General features: G+C 71.9%; 12 protein-coding genes and 1 pseudogene. 8 read left to right on the plus strand and 5 right to left on the minus strand.

All coding sequences use genetic code 11. The features are described from left to right. Positions 1-10 precede the first annotated feature (10 nt). Positions 11-976: a zinc-binding dehydrogenase gene (locus ACH4PY_RS05825; RefSeq protein ID WP_398177568.1), complete on the plus strand. Its 966-nt coding sequence runs from the start codon at positions 11-13 to the stop codon at positions 974-976. A 45-nt stretch (positions 977-1,021) separates the two neighbouring features. On the opposite strand, the pseudogene ACH4PY_RS05830 reads toward ACH4PY_RS05825, so the two are convergent. After that, positions 1,022-1,810, minus strand: a pseudogene (locus tag ACH4PY_RS05830) (inositol monophosphatase family protein); the annotation flags it as partial. A gap of 55 nt (positions 1,811-1,865) precedes the next feature. Between ACH4PY_RS05830 and ACH4PY_RS05835 the strand changes: the two are divergent. Then, on the plus strand, positions 1,866-3,158 hold the full coding sequence (locus ACH4PY_RS05835) for a WD40/YVTN/BNR-like repeat-containing protein (RefSeq protein WP_398176356.1): 1,293 nt from the start codon (positions 1,866-1,868) through the stop codon (positions 3,156-3,158). 3 nt (positions 3,159-3,161) lie between these two features. On the opposite strand, the gene ACH4PY_RS05840 is transcribed toward ACH4PY_RS05835, so the two are convergent. From ACH4PY_RS05840 to ACH4PY_RS05850, 3 genes are all read right to left on the minus strand, one after another. Continuing rightward, on the minus strand, positions 3,162-4,337 hold the full coding sequence (locus tag ACH4PY_RS05840; RefSeq protein WP_398176358.1) for a serine hydrolase domain-containing protein: 1,176 nt from the start codon (positions 4,335-4,337) through the stop codon (positions 3,162-3,164). Between the two features lie 377 nt (positions 4,338-4,714). Continuing rightward, complete coding sequence (locus tag ACH4PY_RS05845; RefSeq protein ID WP_398176360.1) at positions 4,715-5,716, minus strand: acetylxylan esterase; 1,002 nt, start codon at positions 5,714-5,716, stop codon at positions 4,715-4,717. Between the two features lie 66 nt (positions 5,717-5,782). Further along, complete coding sequence (locus ACH4PY_RS05850) at positions 5,783-6,820, minus strand: LacI family DNA-binding transcriptional regulator (RefSeq protein ID WP_398176362.1); 1,038 nt, start codon at positions 6,818-6,820, stop codon at positions 5,783-5,785. 325 nt (positions 6,821-7,145) lie between these two features. Here ACH4PY_RS05850 and ACH4PY_RS05855 point away from each other — a divergent pair, with 325 nt between their 5' ends. The 6 genes from ACH4PY_RS05855 to ACH4PY_RS05880 all read left to right on the plus strand — a co-directional run bounded on the left by ACH4PY_RS05855 (position 7,146) and on the right by ACH4PY_RS05880 (position 15,206). Beyond that, entirely contained in the window at positions 7,146-8,144 is a 999-nt protein-coding gene (locus tag ACH4PY_RS05855) for an ABC transporter permease (protein WP_398177570.1), read from the plus strand. 35 nt (positions 8,145-8,179) lie between these two features. Next, positions 8,180-9,064 (plus strand): carbohydrate ABC transporter permease, encoded by an 885-nt coding sequence (locus tag ACH4PY_RS05860; RefSeq protein WP_398177573.1) that lies wholly within the window; start codon positions 8,180-8,182, stop codon positions 9,062-9,064. 116 nt (positions 9,065-9,180) lie between these two features. Beyond that, complete coding sequence (locus tag ACH4PY_RS05865) at positions 9,181-10,854, plus strand: extracellular solute-binding protein (protein WP_398176364.1); 1,674 nt, start codon at positions 9,181-9,183, stop codon at positions 10,852-10,854. Between the two features lie 91 nt (positions 10,855-10,945). Next, positions 10,946-12,493 (plus strand): xylan 1,4-beta-xylosidase, encoded by a 1,548-nt coding sequence (locus tag ACH4PY_RS05870; protein WP_398176366.1) that lies wholly within the window; start codon positions 10,946-10,948, stop codon positions 12,491-12,493. Continuing rightward, positions 12,490-13,179 (plus strand): hypothetical protein, encoded by a 690-nt coding sequence (locus tag ACH4PY_RS05875; RefSeq protein WP_398176368.1) that lies wholly within the window; start codon positions 12,490-12,492, stop codon positions 13,177-13,179. Before ACH4PY_RS05870 ends, ACH4PY_RS05875 begins: the two co-directional genes overlap by 4 nt. Then, entirely contained in the window at positions 13,176-15,206 is a 2,031-nt protein-coding gene (locus tag ACH4PY_RS05880) for a beta-galactosidase (protein ID WP_398176370.1), read from the plus strand. The genes ACH4PY_RS05875 and ACH4PY_RS05880 overlap by 4 nt, the downstream gene beginning before the upstream one ends. 77 nt (positions 15,207-15,283) lie before the next feature. On the opposite strand, the gene ACH4PY_RS05885 is transcribed toward ACH4PY_RS05880, so the two are convergent. Then, entirely contained in the window at positions 15,284-17,293 is a 2,010-nt protein-coding gene (locus ACH4PY_RS05885; protein ID WP_398176372.1) for an alpha-glucuronidase, read from the minus strand. Positions 17,294-17,402 lie beyond the last annotated feature (109 nt).

The following is a 17,402-nucleotide window of genomic DNA, read 5'->3' on the forward strand; positions in this document are numbered from 1 at the left end:
GGAGCATGCGATGAAAGCCGTCGTCGTCAGGACGTTCGGGGACCCCACCGGGCTGGAGGTCGTCGACCTCCCCGTGCCCGTACCCGGTCCGGGGCAGGTACGGGTCGCCGCCGAGGCGATCGGGGTGGGCGGTGTGGACGCCGTCATCCGCCGGGGCACGCTCGGCGGCTACGGTTTCCGGGAGGGCCACCTGCTCGGCAGCGAGGTCGCGGGAAGGGTCACGGCGGTCGGCGAGGGCGTGGACGCCTCGTGGACGGGACGACGGGTGTGGGCGTTCACCGGCCTGTCGGGCGGGTACGCCGAGCACGCCGTCGCCGCGGTCGAGGACGTCCTCCCGCTGCCCGACGCCCTGACCGCCGTCGACGCGGTCACCCTGGGCGGCAGCGGCGTGGTCGCGCACTTCGCCCTGAGCCGTGCGCGTTCCGGACCCGGCGAGCGGGTGCTCGTACGCGGCGCGGCGGGCGGTATCGGCGTCCTGGCCGTCCAGCTCGCGGCCCGGGGCGGCGCCTCGGCGGTCGCGGTCACCACCGCCTCGCCCGAACGCGGCGCCCGGCTGCGCGCGCTGGGCGCCACCCACGTCCTGGACCGCTCCGGCGCGGGCGGCGGCCCCGGCGCACCGGCCGACTTCGACGTGGTGATCGACGTCGTGGGCGGCCCCCGCCTCCCCGCCTTCCTCGACCGCCTCGCCCCCAACGGCCGCTACGTCTGCGTCGGCGTGGTCGCGGGGCCCCCGCCCGCGGACTTCGGCACCCACCTGATGGCCGCCTTCCGCAAGTCCCTCTCCTTCGCGACCTTCAGCTCCGACACCGTCCCCGCCCCCGCCCGCCGCACCGTCCGCACCGCCCACTTCGCCGAGGCCGCCCGCGGCGAACTCCTCCCCGTCGTCCACGCCGTCCTGCCCCTGGCCCAGGCGGCGTCGGCCCACCACGCCATGGACGCGGGCGAGGTCTTCGGCCGCCTGGCCCTGACCCCCTGACCCGATTGCCCCGCCGGCGCGGGGCCGGGTCCAGTGGGTCGCCGCGATGATGCCGAGCAGCCGGGTGTGGGTGGGGGCGTCCGCCGCCGCGAGGAGGCCGCGGGTGGTGGGGCCGAGGGGGGAACCGTCCAGGGCGGTCACGACGCAGCCCGCGGCCCGGCACAGGGCGATGCCCGCGGCGAAGTGGACGCTGGAGGCCATGTCGCCGCCGTCGGTGACGTAGGCGGCGCGGCGGCCCGCGGCGACCCACGCGAGGGCCAGCGATGTGGAGCCGACGCGGGTGCGGAAGTGCTGGTCGAACGCGGGGTCGGCCATCATGTCGAGGGCCCGGAAGCCGTACGGGCCGCGGGCCAGCGGGTCGAGGTTGACATCGACGAGGCGGGTCGCGGACGACGGCTCCAGGGGCGCGGAGACGGCGCCGTTGGTGCGGAGCCAGGCCGTGCCGCCGTCCGTGCAGAAGACCTCGCCCGCGAAGGGGTCGGCGACGGCCGCGGCCCCGCCGCGCAGCGCGACGTTGACGGCCACCAGCATCGTGCCGGACGCGTAGTTGAGCGTGCCGCACAGCGGGTCGACGAGCCATTCGCGCTGCGTGCCCGCCGCGCCGCCCTGCCGCCCGAACTCCTCGCCGAGGAAGGCGTCGTCGGGGCGGGCGGCGCGGACGACGCCCAGGATCGTCTTCTCCGCCTCGATGTCCGCGGCGGTCGCGAAGTCGCCGCCGCCCTTGTCCACGCGGTCCAGCCGCGTCCCGTACAGCGCGCGGACCACGTCGGCGCCCGCCTTGGCGGCGGCGGCCGCGACCTCGGCGTCCGCCGCGGGGGTGTAGGTGCTGGTCATGACAGGAGGCTATCCCCGGGCCGGATGCCGGAACCGCTCGGCTAGCGTGGACCGCATGACACGACGAGGGGGGCGGCTCGCGATCCTCGCGGGCCTCACGGCGTGCGCCGCGGCGACACTGACCGGGTGCGGGACCGAACGCGGCGGGGGCGGCGACACGAGCGCGACGAAGCTGGGCTTCACCCGGTACGCGAACGCCGTCGAGTACGCGGCGCAGGACTACGGCAACGAGAAGGCGTACGTGGCCCCGGGCGAGGGCCTGCGGCAGCTCGTCCCGCTGGGCAACTGCGCCTTCGGCATCGGTACGTACGCCAACGGATACCAGTACGTGGACGTCAACTGGACGGCGTCCAAGGGCTGTACGTCCTTCGCGATCACCCCGCGACCGGGGCAGGCGAAGGAGGACGACAAGCCGTACTCGATGCGCAGCGGCTGGCACGGCGGCGGTCTGCGCGCCGAGGTCGCGGTGCCGTGGACCGGCGGCTCCGTCCTCGGCATCGGCGGCACCATCACCCGCCAGGACCCGGACGGCTCGCAAACCGCCCTGGCCACCCTGCCGTTGACCTTCCGCACCGACCCGGCGCAGGAGACGTCCGACGACGCCTCAATCAACACCGCCGTCACGGTGGGTGACCGGCTGCTCATCGGCGGCGGGGAGTACGTCAGCAAGGTCGAGACGCCGTACGTCCTCGCCTCCGACGACGCCGGACGCACCGTGCGGCGGGTGCCGCTGCCGACCGTGAACGGGCTGCAACCCCCCACCCCCGTGGGCGGGTTGGCGGTGGACGGCACGCGGGTCGTCGCCGTCGGCATGGAGGCCGGCAACGCCTACGACTACCACACGGACGCGGGCACCCTGCCGTTCTGGTACAGCACGGACTCCGGCACGAGCTGGATCGCGGGCCAGGTCACCGGCACACCCCCGGGCACCCGGATCCGCGGCGTCCTGCACGCGTCCGGGCGGTGGTACGCGGTGGGCGGCCGCGCGGCGAAGGGAGCGGTCTACGACTCCCTGCCGTACGTCCTCACCAGCACCGACGGCCTGCACTGGACACGCGTCGACAACGACGCGATGGGCAGCGGCCAGATCGTCACCGCGACCGTGGACGGCGCCGGGCACCCCGTACTCGTCGGTACCGCCGCCCGGCCCAGGTCCAGGCCCGAGGACCGCTCCGTCTACTGCGCCACCGTGTGGATCGGGGACGGCACCGCCGACACCGCGAAGTGGCGGCGCGGCGGCCTCGGCTGCTCCGAGAACCCGCCGACCACCGCCGTCACCCTCGCGGGCGGCCGCGTCCTCGTCGCGGGCAACGCCGACCTGTGGGCCACCGCCGCCCGCCGGACGTGACGGTCACCTCAGCGCGGCACGCACCGCGTTGACCAGCGTCGCGGCCCGCCGGTCGTCGGCGCGCTCCACGATGCGGTTCACCACGTAGCAGAACGCCAGCCCCCGTTCGGGGTCGGCGAAGGCCAGCGAACCGCCCCGCCCCTGGTGCCCGAAGGCGGCGGGGCCGGTCAACGGGCTGAGCAGGGTCGGCAGTTGGAAGCCCGAACCGAAACGGCTCGGCAGCCCCGTGACCAGGTCGGGCCCCGACGACTGCTGCACGGTCGCCGCCGCCACCGTCCCCGGCGCCAGCAGCCGCACCCCGTCCACCTCGCCGACCAGCGCCGCGTACATCCGCGCGAGCGCGCGGGCGGTGCCGATGCCGTTCGACGACGGGACCTCCGCGGCCTGCACCTCCACCGACCCGAAGTCCACGTCCGCCGGGTCCGTCACCGCGAACGCGCGGTTCGCCAGCGACCCCGGATCCGCCCACATCGCCACCGCCGTACGGATCTCCGCGGGCAGCGACTCCGGCGGCAGCGACGCGAGATCGACCTCCGGCGCGGGGTACGACATGACGCTCACCCGCTCCCGCGCGGCCGGCGGCAGGCCGATGTGGAAGTCCAGCCCGCCCAGCGGCGCCGCGATCTCCTCGGCGACGAACCGCCCCGGCGTACGCCCCGACACCCGGCGGATCACCTCGCCGACCAGCCACCCGAACGTCCGCCCGTGGTAACCGTGCGCCGTCCCCGGCTCCCACTGCGGCTTCTGCGCGGCCAGCGCCGCCACCATCGGCGTCCACGCGAGCGCGTCCGCGAGCGGCACGGGCGTGTCGAGCGCGACGAGGCCCGCGCGGTGCGAGAGCAGCCAGCGCACCGGGATGCGGCTCTTGCCGTGGGCGGCGAATTCGGGCCAGTAATCGGCGACCGGCGCGTCGAGGTCCAGCGCGCCGCGCTCGGCGAGCATATGGGCGGCGGTCGCGACCGCGCCCTTCGTCGCGGAGTACACGAGCTGGAGGGTGTCCCGCTGCCACGGCCGCCCCGCCGCGGCGTCGGCGAGACCGCCCCACACATCGACGACCGGCTCCCCGCCGACATACACGCACAACGCGGCGCCGACGTCCCCGCGCTCCCTGAAGTTCTCCGCGAATGCGGCTTCGACGCCGCCGAATCGGGGAGCGGCCTCCCCGTGGATCCTCGTCATGCCCCCATCCTCACCCGCGCGCGAGCCGCTCCTTGCGCCGAGGGCGCCCGTTTTTCGGATGCGCGGGTGAGCTGCCCTTTGCGCCGGGGCACTCGTTTTTCCCGCTAGCGGGTGAGCTGGCCCATTGTGCCGCTGGGCACGCGATTTTAGGGGCGCGGGGAACTGCGCGGCCCGCCCCCACCGGCCGGTGGTCCGGATCGGACCGAAGAGACCCCTTGGGTCGGTATCCGACCCGCGCCCCGGTGGGGGCTGAGCGCTCCGTTCTCCCCCAGAGCTTCGCCTGGGGGCACCCCCACGCGCCCCTAAAAAACGCGTGCCCAGCGGCGCAGCCGCAGCGTCCCCCGCCCCGGGGGCGCAGGCCCTGCGCAGCAGGAAGGTCAGGGCGCCAACCGGACGCGAAGCCAGGCGAGTTGGCGGGCGGCGTGCAACGCCTCCCCGCCTTCGTGGTGGTTGAACGGATAGACGTGGAGCGCCCGCTCCACCCCCTCACCCCCCGCGGCAGCGGCCCCCGCACCGTAGTGGTTGTACGCCGCGAACACCGTGCTCGGCGGGCACACCGTGTCGCGCAGGCCCACGCCCACGTGGACCGGCGCGGTGGCACGGCGCGCGAAGTTGACGCCGTCCACGTACGACAGCGTCGTGCGCACGCGCTCCTCCGCCTCGCGGTGCACGGCGAGGTAGCGCACGACCTCGCCGTACGGGTCCGCGTCGGTGATGTCGATCGCGCGCTGGACGTGGCAGAGGAAGGGCGCGGCGATCATGAGGGCGGCGAGGTCGGGGACGAGGCCGGCGACGGCGAGGGCGAGTCCGCCGCCCTGGCTGTTGCCGACCGCGGCGACGCGCCGCGGATCGACGCCGGGCAGCGCCCGTACCGCCGTGACCGCGCGCACCGCGTCGGTGATCAGGCGGCGGTAGTAGTAGTCGTGGGGGTCGAGGACGCCGCGGACGACGGCGCCGGGGCCGCCGAGGGGGCCGGCGCCGGGGTCGGGGGTGTCGCCGCCGTTGCCGTAGAGGTCGCCCTGGCCGCGGGTGTCCATGAGCAGGTGGGCGTATCCGGCGGCGGCCCAGGTGAGGCGTTCGTGCGGGAGGCCGCGGCCGCGCCCGTAGCCGAGGTATTCGACGACGGCGGGGAGGGGGGCGGGGTCGCTTGCGGGGCGGGTGAACCAGCCGCGGACGGGGTGGCCGCCGAAGCCGGCGAAGGTGACGTCGAAGGTCTCGACGAGGCTGAGGCCGGTGTCGGCGCGGCGGACGTCGAGGAGGACGGGCGCGGTGTCGGACTGCTTGAGGGTGGTGGCCCAGAACGCGTCGAAGTCGTCGGGCTCGCGCACGTCGGGCGTGTAGCGGTGCAGCTCGCCGATCGGGAGGTCGAACAGGGCCACGGGGGTCCTCCAGCGGGAGAAGGGAAGGGGTCCGGGGCGGCGGGGCGGCCGCGCGTACGGGGCCGGTCAGGGCCCGGGTCGGGGCGGCGCCGTGCTCTCCCGGACGACCAGTTCGGTGCCCAGGTCGATGCGTTTGGTGGGGACGTCCACACCGGCCGCGAGGTCCAGCAGCATGCGGGTGGCGGCGGCGGCCATGTCGTGCAGCGGCTGGTGGACGGTGGTGAGCGCGGGTTCCATCCAGGCGGCGACCGGCAGGTTGTCGTAGCCGACGACGGACAGGTCGTCGGGCAGGCGCAGGCCCAACTGCCGTGCGGCGCGCAGGACTCCCATGGCCTGGGCGTCGGATCCGGCGAAGATCGCGGTGGGCGGGTCGGGGAGCTGGAGCAGCTGCATGCCGTGCTCGTATCCGGCGTCGAGGTAGAAGTTGCCGTGCCGGACGAGGCCGGGGTCCATGGTGAGCCCGGCTTCGTCGTGGGCGCTGCTGAAGCCGGCGACGCGGGCGCGGCTGCACAGCAGGTCCTCCGGGCCGGCGATGACGGCGATCCGGCGGTGGCCGAGTTCGAGCAGGTGGCGGGCGGCGATGAGGCCGCCGTTCCAGTTGTTGGAGCCGACGGTGGGTACGGCGGCGGGGGTGGCGCTGTCGGTGTCGACGGCGACGAAGGGGACGCGCTGGCGGCGCAGCTTCTCCTGCTGTGCCTCGGCGAGGCCGCACTGGACGAGGAGCACGCCGAGCGGGCGGCGGCCGACGATCCGGTCCAGCCAGGTGTCCTGCGGGCGGTGCACCCCGCCGAGCTGGGTGAGCACCAGTTCGACGCCAGCGCTGGCGACCGCCTCCTCCACGCCGCGGATGATCTCCATGGCCCACGCCGAGTCGAACTCGTGGAAGACCAGGTGGATTTGGCTGCTCGGCTCGCTCGACCGGCGGCTTCTGCGCCGGTAGCGGTGGCGTTCGAGGCTGGCCTCGACGCGTGCCCGGGTCTCGTCGGCGACGTCCGCGCGTCCGTTGAGGACCTTGGAGACGGTCGCCACCGAGACGCCCACCTCGCTGGCGATGGTGGCGATCGTCGCGGCCCGCTGCCCGCCTGCTGGATCGGTACTGGTCACGGAGGTGCCCTAGCTGCGGGGTGTCGAAAGTTTCGACACATCTACTGAAACTAGCTGTGCCCATGGGGTGGGCAGATGGCGAATATACGGCACGGAGAGGGCCCAGACCAGGCTCAAAAGCTGCTGTCCCGACTATTGACACCCGTTCTGCCACGTCCTTAGGCTGCCCGACACATTAAGCAAGAGTTTCGAAAGTTTCGACTCCGCCCGCTCTTTTCCTGCCGCCTCCTGGAGGTCGGCCCGGTCCTGCGCATGGCCGAACCAGCGCCAGGCGACGTGGGCGTGCGTCGCCCATCCACCGCACGGAGGCCCGACGATGAGCACGATGGGGACGGTGGACCTGCCGTCCGAAGCCTCTGGCGCGGGCGGGCGGAAATCCGCCCGGACCCGCCCCAAAGGCCGTAAGACTGCCAAGGGGGCAAAACGGTCCTGGCGGCAGTCGCTGCGCCGCGACTGGCAGCTCTATTCGCTCGCGGTACTGCCGCTGCTGTTCTTCGCGGTCTTCCGCTATCTGCCGATGCTCGGGAATGTCATCGCCTTCCGGCGATATCACCCCGGCGGCAGCATGTTCGGCGACCAGTGGGTGGGCTTGCGCTACTTCAAGCTCTTCTGGCACGACCCGCAGTTCTGGCACGTCTTCACGAACACCCTGCTCATGGGCGTGCTGACGCTGGTCTTCGCCTTCCCGATGCCGATCGTGCTGGCGCTGCTGCTGAACGAGGTGCGCAGCCGCAAGTTCAAGAAGATCGTGCAGTCGGTCTCCTACCTGCCGCACTTCCTGTCCACGGTCATCGTGGCCGGCGTGGTCATGCAGTTCCTGGCCGCCGACGGCCCGGTCAACCAGGCGGTCAAGCACTTCGGGCACAAGCCGATCCTGTTCATCCAGGAGCCCGGCTGGTTCCGCTCCATCTACGTGTCGTCCGAGCTGTGGCAGACGGTCGGCTGGGGCACGATCCTCTACCTGGCCGCGCTCACCGCGATCGACGACAACCTCTACGAGGCCGCGCGGATCGACGGCGCCAACCGGTGGAAGCAGACCTGGCACGTCACGCTGCCGGGCATCCGGCCCACGATGGTCACGCTGCTGATCCTCAACATCGGCACGTTCATGGCGGTCGGCTTCGAGAAGATCCTGCTCCTCTACAACCCGCTGACGTACCCGACGGCGGATGTCATCTCCACGTACCTGTACCGGATGGGCGTCGTCTCCAACAACTTCAGCTACGCCGCCGCGATCGGGCTGTTCGAGTCCCTGATCGGGCTGGTGCTGATCGTCTCGGCCAACCGGATTTCGCGTCGCACAGTGGGGACGAGCCTGTGGTAGCCCTGGACACAACCGCCACCGAGGACCGGCCGTCGATGCGGCCGGACGGGATCCGCGTCAGCCGCGGCTACCGGGTCTTCCAGGTGGTCAACACGCTGATCCTGCTCGGCGTCGTCGTCGTGACGCTCTACCCGGTGGTCAACATCGTGGCCCGCTCCTTCAGCGAGGACGGCTACATCCGGTCGGGCAAGGTCAACCTGTGGCCGCGCGGCTTCAACGTCACGACCTACAAGGCCGTGATGAGCAACTCGCTGTTCTGGACGGACTATCGCAACACGGTCGTCTACACCGTCGTCGCCACGGTCGTCGCGATGGTGCTCACCACCTGCTACGCGTACGTGCTGTCCAAGAAGGACCTGCGCGGCCGCGGGGTGCTGGTCGGGATCGCCGTCTTCACGATGTTCTTCACCGGCGGCCTGATCCCCAACTACGTGCTGGTGACCACGCTGGGGCTGAAGAACAGCGTGTGGGCCATCGCACTGCCCAACGCGATCAGCGTGTTCAACCTGCTGGTGATGAAGGCCTTCTTCGAGGGTCTGCCGGTGGAGCTGGAGGAGGCCGCCGCGATCGACGGCCTGAACACGTACGGCATCCTGTGGCGCGTCGTGCTCCCGCTGTCCAAGGCGGTGCTGGCCACGATGGTGCTCTTCTACGCGGTGTCGTTCTGGAACTCGTGGTTCACGGCCTTCCTCTACATGGACCACTCCGACCTGATGCCGGTCACCGTCTACCTCCGCAACATGATCGCCGGTGCCACGGGCGGCACCTCGGTGGGCTTCTCGGAGGCGGACGCGACCGCGATCGGCGCCAACATCCAGGCCGTGACGATCGTCCTCACCACCCTTCCGATCCTGGCCGTCTACCCCTTCGTCCAGCGCTACTTCGTCTCCGGGGTCACGCTCGGCGCCGTCAAGGGCTGACCCCCGCGAGCGCCGCCGCGGGCCGCCACCGCGGCTCCGTACGACAAGCCCTGCCACACCCGTCCCGTACCACCCCCTACCCCGAACTCCCGCGCCACGCGGGAATGGAGTCCCCCATGAACAACATCTCCCGGCGGTCGATGCTGATCTCGCTGGGCGCCACCCTCGGCGCCGCGACGCTCGGACTGAGCGCGTGCAGCAGCGACAGCGGCGACGACAAGAAGAGCTCGGACCTGTCGAAGAACAGAGAAGACGCCATGGACAAGTTCGGCGTCGGCGACCAGTTCAAGGCGAGCAAGCCGTTCACCCTCACCACTCTGCTCAACGACAACCCCGGCTACCCGGAGAAGGGCAACTGGCTGTTCTGGACGGAGCTGGCCAAGCGCACCAACGTCACGCTCAAGCCGACCGTCGTCCCCTTGAGCGACTACGAGAACAAGCGCAGCGTCATCATCGGCGCCGGCGACGCGCCGTACCTGATCCCCAAGACCTACCCGGGCCAGGAGGCGACCTTCGTCTCCTCCGGTGCGATCCTGCCGGTCAGCGACTACGTCGACCTGATGCCCAACTACCAGGACAAGATCAAGAAGTGGAACCTCCAGGGTGACGTCGACACCGTCATCCAGGACGACGGCAAGTACTACGTGCTGCCGGGCCTGCACGAGGACGTCTGGATCGACTACACCTTCGCGATCCGCACCGACATCCTGGACGCGCTGGGTCTGCAGATGCCCAAGACGCTCGACGACTTCTACAACGTCCTCAAGGCGATGAAGGCCGCGCACCCGGACCTCTACCCGATGTCGGACCGCTGGAGCCAGCCCCACCCGGGCGGCGCCATGCTCCAGACCTTCGGCCAGGCCTTCGGCGCCGGATACGGCGGCGGCTGGGGCTACGCCAACGCCACCTACGACAGCGCCTCCGACAAGTTCGTGCTGACCGGCGCGATGGACCAGTACAAGGCGATGCTGGAGTTCGTCGCGAAGCTGGTGAAGGAGAAGCTGCTCGACCCGGAGAGCTTCACGCAGACCGACGACCAGGCCAACGCCAAGTTCACCGCGGGCAAGTCGTTCGTGATCTCCACCAACGCGCAGGAGCTGGTCAACACCTACCGTCCGGGCCTGGCCAAGTCCGTGCCCGCCGCCAAGGTCACCAAGATGCCGGTACCGATCGGCCCGGCGGGCGACGTCAAGGTCGGCACGCGCCTGGAGAACGGCCTGATGATCTCCAAGAAGGCGCGCGACTCCAAGGACTTCGTCGCGATGATGCAGTTCGTGGACTGGCTCTTCTACTCCGACGAGGGCCAGGTCTTCGCCAAGTGGGGTGTCGAGGGCGTCACCTACACCAAGGACGCGGCCGGCAACTTCAAGCTCACCAAGGACGTCGACTACATCGGCCTCAACCCCAGCGGGACCAAGAAGCTGAACGTCGACTTCGGCTTCGCCAACGGCAACTTCGCGTACGGCGGCAGCACCCAGCTGCTGGAGTCCGTCTTCTCCGACGAGGAGAAGGAGTTCCAGAAGGTCATGACCGCCCGCAAGACCCTGCCCGTGCCGCCCCCGCACCCGCTCAACTCCGACGAGCAGGAGCAGTTCTCGCTCTACGAGGCACCGCTGACGGACTACGTCCAGCAGCAGACCCTGGACTTCATCCTCGGCAAGCGCTCCCTCAGCGACTGGGACAAGTTCAAGAGCGAGCTCAAGGGCAAGAACGGCGACCAGTACCTGAGCCTCGTCAACGGCGCCTACGACCGCTACAAGAGCAAGAAGAACGGCTCCGACAAGAGCTGACGCTCCTGTGATGTGCCGTCAGGCGGGGACTCTCCCACCGGACCGGCCGGCCACCGACGCCACGAACGCACCCTCGCAAAGGACCACCACTGTGCGGATCCCAGTACCCGACCAGCCCTCAGGACACCTGACGGACGCGTGGCGCTTCTGCGTCGGGACCGGCCGGTTCGACCTCGCCCTGCGGCGCGACTACCAGGACTCGCTCGCCCTCGTCCAGCAGGACATCGGCTTCCGGCACATCCGCGGCCACGGCCTGCTGAGCGACCAGACCGGTGTGCACCGCCCCTACGAGCACGCCGGGAAGCGGCACGTACGGCACTCCTTCACCTACGTCGACCAGGTCGTCGACGCCTACCTCGACCTCGGCGTCAAGCCCTTCGTCGAACTCGGCTTCATGCCGCAGGGGTTGGCCTCCGGCGAGCAGACGGTCTTCTGGTGGAAGGGCAATGTCACCCCGCCGCGCGACTGGCGCGAATGGGCGGACCTGGTCCGCGGCACGGTCGCGCACCTCGTCGACCGCTACGGCCTCGACGAGGTGCGCACCTGGCCCATCGAGGTGTGGAACGAGCCCAACCTCCCCGACTTCTGGCAGGGCGCCGACCAGGACGCCTACCACCGCCTCTACGAGATCAGCGCCGCGGCGGTGAAGGAGGTGGACGCCGGACTCCAGGTCGGCGGGCCCTCGCTGGCGCCCGGCTACCAGCCGCACTGGATGACCGGTTTCGCCGACTTCGTCGAATCCAGCGGCGCCCCCTGCGACTTCGTCAGCCGGCACGCCTACTCCACCGGCCCCGCCCAGCACGTCCCCTTCGGGGTGCACCAGACGCTCGGCCCCGCCGCGATGCTGCTGGAGCAGTTCGCGGCGCCGCGCGAGCAGCTCGCGGGCAGCAAGCTCGCCGAACTGCCCGTGCACATCACGGAGTTCAACTCCTCCTACCGCCCCGACAACCCGGTGCACGACACCGCGCTGCACGCCGCGTACCTCGCGCCCGTGCTGGCGGGCGGCGGCGAGCTGGTGGACTCCTTCTCCTACTGGACCTTCAGCGACATGTTCGAGGAGGTCGGCATCCCCACCGCGCTCTTCCACGGCGGTTTCGGGCTGCTCACCCACCGGCAGATCAAGAAGCCCACCTACCACCTGTACGCCTTCATGGCCCGGATGGGCGACGACGTCCTCGCGCGCGGCGCCGACCACCTCGTCACCCGGCACCCCGACGGCCGGGTCACCGTCCTGGCCTGGGCCCCCGTGGACCACACCGGCACCGGGGACGTCACCGACGGCCACACCGTACGGCTGTCCGTCCCGGTCGGCGGCCCCCCGGACGCCACCGTCTACGCACACCGCTCCTCGGTCTCCGAGGACGCGGGCAACGCGTACGCCGCGTGGGCCGAGATGGGCCGCCCCCTGTCGCCCGACCGCCGGCAACTGGCAGCTTTGCGGGAGGCCGCCGAGCCGTCCCGCATCCACCGCTCGCTGCCCGTTGCCGGCGGGAGGGTCGAGGCCGACCTCGTCCTGGGCCGCCACGAGGTCACCCTGCTGGAGCTGACCCCGGTCACCGACCACACCCCGCAGTGGTGGGAAGAGCGCCGGATGCTCGGCCTCGACCCCGCCGCCGACTCGACGGGAGGCCCGGCATGAGCGCCGCGTCCGCAGCCCGCAAGGAATTCGGCGAGGGCCCGCTGGCCCGCGCCGCCGCCCTCGTCTACAGCCTGCTGGTGATCGAGGTGCTGCTGCTGGTCGCGGTGGCCCCCGGCCTGCTCGTGCTCGGGCTGCTCGACCGCGACGCGAGCAACGTGCCGCTCGCCGCGCTGTGCGCGCTGCCCGCCGGACCGGCCTGGTCCGCCGGGCTCTACGCGTGGCAGCGGCGCAGCCGCGACCTCACCGAACTGCACCCGGCGCGCGCCTTCCGGCGCGGCTACCGCGCCAACGCGGCCGACGCGCTGAAGGTGTTCACGCCCTGGCTGGTCGCGATGGCGCTCGTGGCCACCGTCCTCACCCACCGCGACGCAGCGGGCGTGCCGGGCTGGTGGACCGCGCTGCTCGCCGTCTTCGCCGCCGTGTCCGCGCTGTGGATGGTCAACGCCCTGGTGATCAGCGCCCTGTTCAGCTTCCGCACCCGCGACACCGCCCGGCTCGCCGCCTTCTTCCTGGTGCGCGGCTTCAAGGCCACGGTCGGCAACCTGTGCGTGCTGGCCGCGGCCTTCGCCGTCACCCTGGCCGGCGCGCAGCTGCTGCCCTTCCTGCTCGCGTCGGTCGTCGCCGCCGCGACACTCGTCAACAGCCGACCGATGATCGACGCGATCCGCGAGGAATTCACCGCATGAGCCTGCCCGTCACGCCCAGCACGCCCTTCGGCGGGGACTACAACCCCGAGCAGTGGCCGGAGCACGTGTGGAAGGACGACTACCGGCTCTTCGACGCCGCGCACATCGACACCGTCACCCTCGGCGTCTTCGTCTGGGCCAAGACCCAACCGGCCGAGGACACCTACGACTTCACCGTCCTGGACCGCGCCGTGGACGAGGCCGAGGCGCACGGCCGCCGGATCTGCCTGGCCACCGGTACCGGCGCGCACCCCGCGTGGCTCGCCCGCGCCCACCCCGACGTGACCCGCACCGACTTCGAGGGCCGCAAGCACCGCTTCGGCCAGCGCCACAACTCCTGCCCCAGCTCCCCGGCCTTCCGCCGCCTGTCCGCCGAACTCGCCGCCCGCGTCGCCGAGCGCTACGCGGGACGGCCCTCGGTCATCGCCTGGCACATCGGCAACGAGTACGGCGGCGCCTGCTACTGCGACCTGTGCGCGGCGGGCTTCCGCGACTGGCTGCGCGAGCGGTACGGGACGCTGGAGGCGCTCAACACCGCCTGGTACACCGACTTCTGGTCGCACACCTTCTACGACTGGGACGAGATCGAGCCGCCGTCCGCGCTCACCGAGCACTGGCGTGGCCCCGACCACACCGCCTTCCAGGGCATCACCCTGGACTACCTGCGCTTCATGTCCGACGCGATGCTCGCCAACTTCCGCGACGAGAAGGCCGCGATCCGCCGCTTCAGCCCCGACCTGCCGGTCACCACCAACTTCATGGGCATGTACCGGCCGATCGACTACCACCGCTGGGCCGAGCACCTGGACTTCGCGTCCTGGGACAACTACCCGCCGGAGAACACCACCCCGGCGTGGATGGGCCTGAGCCACGACCTGATGCGCGGCCTCAAGGGCGGCCAGCCGTTCTGGCTCATGGAGCAGGCCCCCACCACGACCGCGTGCCGCGACGTCAACCCCGTCAAGCGGCCCGGCGTGATGCGGCTGTGGAGCTGGCAGGCGATCGCGCACGGCGCCGACGCCGTCCTGTACTTCCAGATGCGGGCCTCGCGCGGCGCGAGCGAGAAACTCTTCGGCGCGGTCGTCAACCACGCCGGACGGGACGACACCCGGGTCTTCCGCGAAGTGGCCGCGCTCGGCCGGGAGTTGGCGGACTTCGGCCCCGTCGCACTGGGCGCCCGCACCCCGGCGAAGGTCGCGCTGCTCTTCGACTGGGACAGCTGGTGGACGCTGGAGATCTCCGACGGCCCCAACCGCCACGTCCGCTACCCGCAGGTCGTGCTGAGCTACTACCGGGCGCTGTGGGAGGCCGGCGTCGATGTCGACGTGGTCCCCGTGACCGCCGCACTCGACGGCTACGACGTGGTCGTGGCCCCCGCCCTGCACATGGTCAAGGGCGACCTCGCCGAGCGCCTCGAAGCCGTCGCCCGGCGCGGCGGCTCGGTGCTCGCGAGCTACCTGTCCGGCCGGGTCGACGAGAGCGACAACGCCTTCCTCGCCGACGTGCCCGGCCCGCTCGCCCCGCTCATGGGCATCCGCATCGACGAATGGGACGCCCGCGAGCCGGAGTTCAGCAACCCGGTGCTGCTCGGCAGCGGCCCGGACGCCGTGGAGTCCGCGGCCCGGCTGGTCTTCGAGCTGGTCATCCCGCAGGGCGCCGAGCCGGTCGGCAGCTACCGGGCCGACTTCTACGCGGGCACCCCCGCCGTGACCCGCAACTCCCACGGCTCCGGCTGGGGTTGGTACGTCGCCGCCGGGCTCGACCAGACCGGTGTCGACTGGGTCGTCCGCCAGGTGCTGGACACCGCCGGGGTCGCCACCCGCCACCCCGGGCTGCCGCACCTGGAGACCGCCGTCCGCGTCGCCCCCGACGGCACCCGGCTGCTCTTCCTGCTCAACCACTCCGACCAGCCGGTCACCGCACCGGCCGCGACCGGCGGCACCGACCTGCTCACCGGCGACACCTTCGCCACCGGCGAGCAGATCCCCCTCGACGGCCACGGAGTGCGGGTGCTGCGCGAGCACTGACTCCCCGCGCTCCACGGCCCCTTGACGCCGCCGCCCCCTCCTGCCGGGGGCGGCGGCGTCGTGCTCCGTCCTCCCGGCTACGGGATGAGCCGGCCGTGCGCGTCCGGCACCCCCGACTTGCGCAGGAAGTACGCGTTCACCTGGTCGCGCCACTCCCCGGCGCACCGCACCTGCTCGTCCAGCCGCTCCAGCACCCGGGCGTACAGGGCCGCGTCGACAAGTCCCGTACCCGCCAGCTCCGTCCACCGCTCGCGCATCGCCGCCGCCTCGTCGGCGCCCGCGAAGTGCGTGTCGTAGATGTGCTGGACGACGGTCACCCCGCTGTGCAGCACATGCCCGTACGGCACATGGTGGAAGAACAGCAGCAGCTCGTCCGGGCAGGTCGCCAGGTCCTCGTAGACGTCCGACCAGGGCCGCGGGTACTGCCCGGTGTAGCCGGTGCCGGTCGCGCGGGTGCGGTCCACGCCGATGCCGTCGCGGTCGGCGAAGTGGTAGGTGCCCCACGGCTGGTACTCGTAGCCGTCGACGTCCGGCCCGTAGTGGTTGCCCGGCCGGACCATGAAACCGACGCCGAGCGGCGCGGTGTAGCGCTCGTACGTCCGCCACGAACCGTCCATCAGCGCGTGCAGCGTGCGGCGCAGCACCCGCGGGTCGCGCTCGCGCGACAGCAACGGCACGAACGTCAGGCCGATCCACTCGTCCAGCAGCGCCAGCGGATCCGCCGCCGGATCCCATGCGAGGCGGCCGAACGCGTAGAGGTTGGCCTGCGCGAGCGGGTGCCCCGTCCAGTACGGGTCGTCGCCCACGTTGGAGACGGCCACCAGGCCGCCGCCGGTCACCGGGTCCGCGGCCAGGTCCGCCACCGACCGGCCCGCCTCGCCCCACGGCCGGAAGCCCAGCACCTCGCTCCACATCGGGCCGAGGTAGCACACGTGCCGCTGCTGCCCGGTGTACTCCTGCGTGACCTGCAGCTCCACCGCGAGCTTCGTGCGCGGCATCGCCGCGACGACCGGCGAGACCGGCTCGCGGGTCTGGAAGTCGATCGGACCGTACTTGACCTGGAGCACCACGTTGTCCGCGAACTCCCCGTCCTGCGGGGCGAAATGGTCGTACGCGGCGCGCGCCCGGTCCGTCGAACGGTCCCGCCAGTCCTGCTGGTGGTTGTAGACAAACGCCCGCCAGTGCACCTCGCCGCCGTGCGGTGCGAGGGCCGCGCCCAGCATGTTCGCGCCGTCCGCGTGCGTGCGGCCGTACGCGAACGGCCCCGGCTGGCCCTCGGAGTCGGCCTTCACGACGAAGCCGCCGAAGTCCGGGACGGCGTCGTAGACGCGCGCGGCCGCGGTGGCCCACCAGTCCCTGACCGTCCCGTCCAGCGGATCGGCGGTGCTGAGATCGCCGAGGACGACGGGCGCGGCGAAGTTCACCGACAGATGCAGCCGGATCCCGTACGGCCGGAAGACGTCCGCCAACTCGGCCACGTCACCGAGCCGTTCGGTGAGCAGCCGGGTCTCCGCAGCGTGCACGTTGACGTTGTTGACGGCGACCGCGTTGATCCCGCTCGCCGCCAGCAGCCGCGCGTACGCCCGCACCCGCGGGAAGTCCCGCAGCGGCTCGCCGTCCCGCCAGAAGATCGACCCCCCGGAATACCCGCGCTCCACCGCGCCCATGACCGGGTGGACGGTCAGGTTGTCCCAGTGGTCCAGCATGCGGGTGCGCAGCGCGGGCCGGTGCGTCGTCGCCCCGAAGTCGTCACCGAACGCGTCCTCCCCGAGCCGGACGACATGGAAGAACCCGTACAGCAGCCCCGCCGCCTCCTCGGCCACGACCCGGGTGACCCCGTCCCGCCGCTCCAGCACATAGCCCTCCGCCCCGGCGTCACCGCCGAGCGCCAGCACCAGGTCGCACCCGTCACCGCCGTCGGCGCTGCCCCCGTACTCCCCGCACGCCCGCTCCACCTCCGCCCGCACGGTGTCCGCCACGCCACCGGCGACCCCGCCGGCCGCGTCCACCCGCACCCGCCGCGTCCCGACCGCCCGAAAAGCCTCCGGCGGAAGCCAGGCCGCATGCACCTCGGTCGTCGTGTCCATCGTCACGGAATTTCCCGTCTCGTCGCGTACGCGCGTGCCGCGCCGTGCTCTCCCGACGAATCTACTCACTGCGATTTCCCGGGTAAATGCCCTGGTGGGAGTATGTGCG

It is taken from the genome of Streptomyces sp. NPDC021224 (genome assembly GCF_044332905.1).
Lineage (GTDB): Bacteria > Actinomycetota > Actinomycetes > Streptomycetales > Streptomycetaceae > Actinacidiphila.

What these genes read in the sequence shown, in the direction of transcription:
- ACH4PY_RS05825 (WP_398177568.1), top strand. Translation starts at nt 11, where the DNA reads ATGAAAGCCGTCGTCGTCAGGACGTTCGGGGACCCCACCGGGCTGGAG.
- ACH4PY_RS05835 (WP_398176356.1), top strand. Translation starts at nt 1,866, where the DNA reads ATGACACGACGAGGGGGGCGGCTCGCGATCCTCGCGGGCCTCACGGCG.
- ACH4PY_RS05840 (WP_398176358.1), bottom strand. Translation starts at nt 4,337, where the DNA reads ATGACGAGGATCCACGGGGAGGCCGCTCCCCGATTCGGCGGCGTCGAA.
- ACH4PY_RS05855 (WP_398177570.1), top strand. Translation starts at nt 7,146, where the DNA reads ATGGGGACGGTGGACCTGCCGTCCGAAGCCTCTGGCGCGGGCGGGCGG.
- ACH4PY_RS05860 (WP_398177573.1), top strand. Translation starts at nt 8,180, where the DNA reads ATGCGGCCGGACGGGATCCGCGTCAGCCGCGGCTACCGGGTCTTCCAG.
- ACH4PY_RS05865 (WP_398176364.1), top strand. Translation starts at nt 9,181, where the DNA reads ATGAACAACATCTCCCGGCGGTCGATGCTGATCTCGCTGGGCGCCACC.
- ACH4PY_RS05875 (WP_398176368.1), top strand. Translation starts at nt 12,490, where the DNA reads ATGAGCGCCGCGTCCGCAGCCCGCAAGGAATTCGGCGAGGGCCCGCTG.
- ACH4PY_RS05880 (WP_398176370.1), top strand. Translation starts at nt 13,176, where the DNA reads ATGAGCCTGCCCGTCACGCCCAGCACGCCCTTCGGCGGGGACTACAAC.
- ACH4PY_RS05885 (WP_398176372.1), bottom strand. Translation starts at nt 17,293, where the DNA reads ATGGACACGACGACCGAGGTGCATGCGGCCTGGCTTCCGCCGGAGGCT.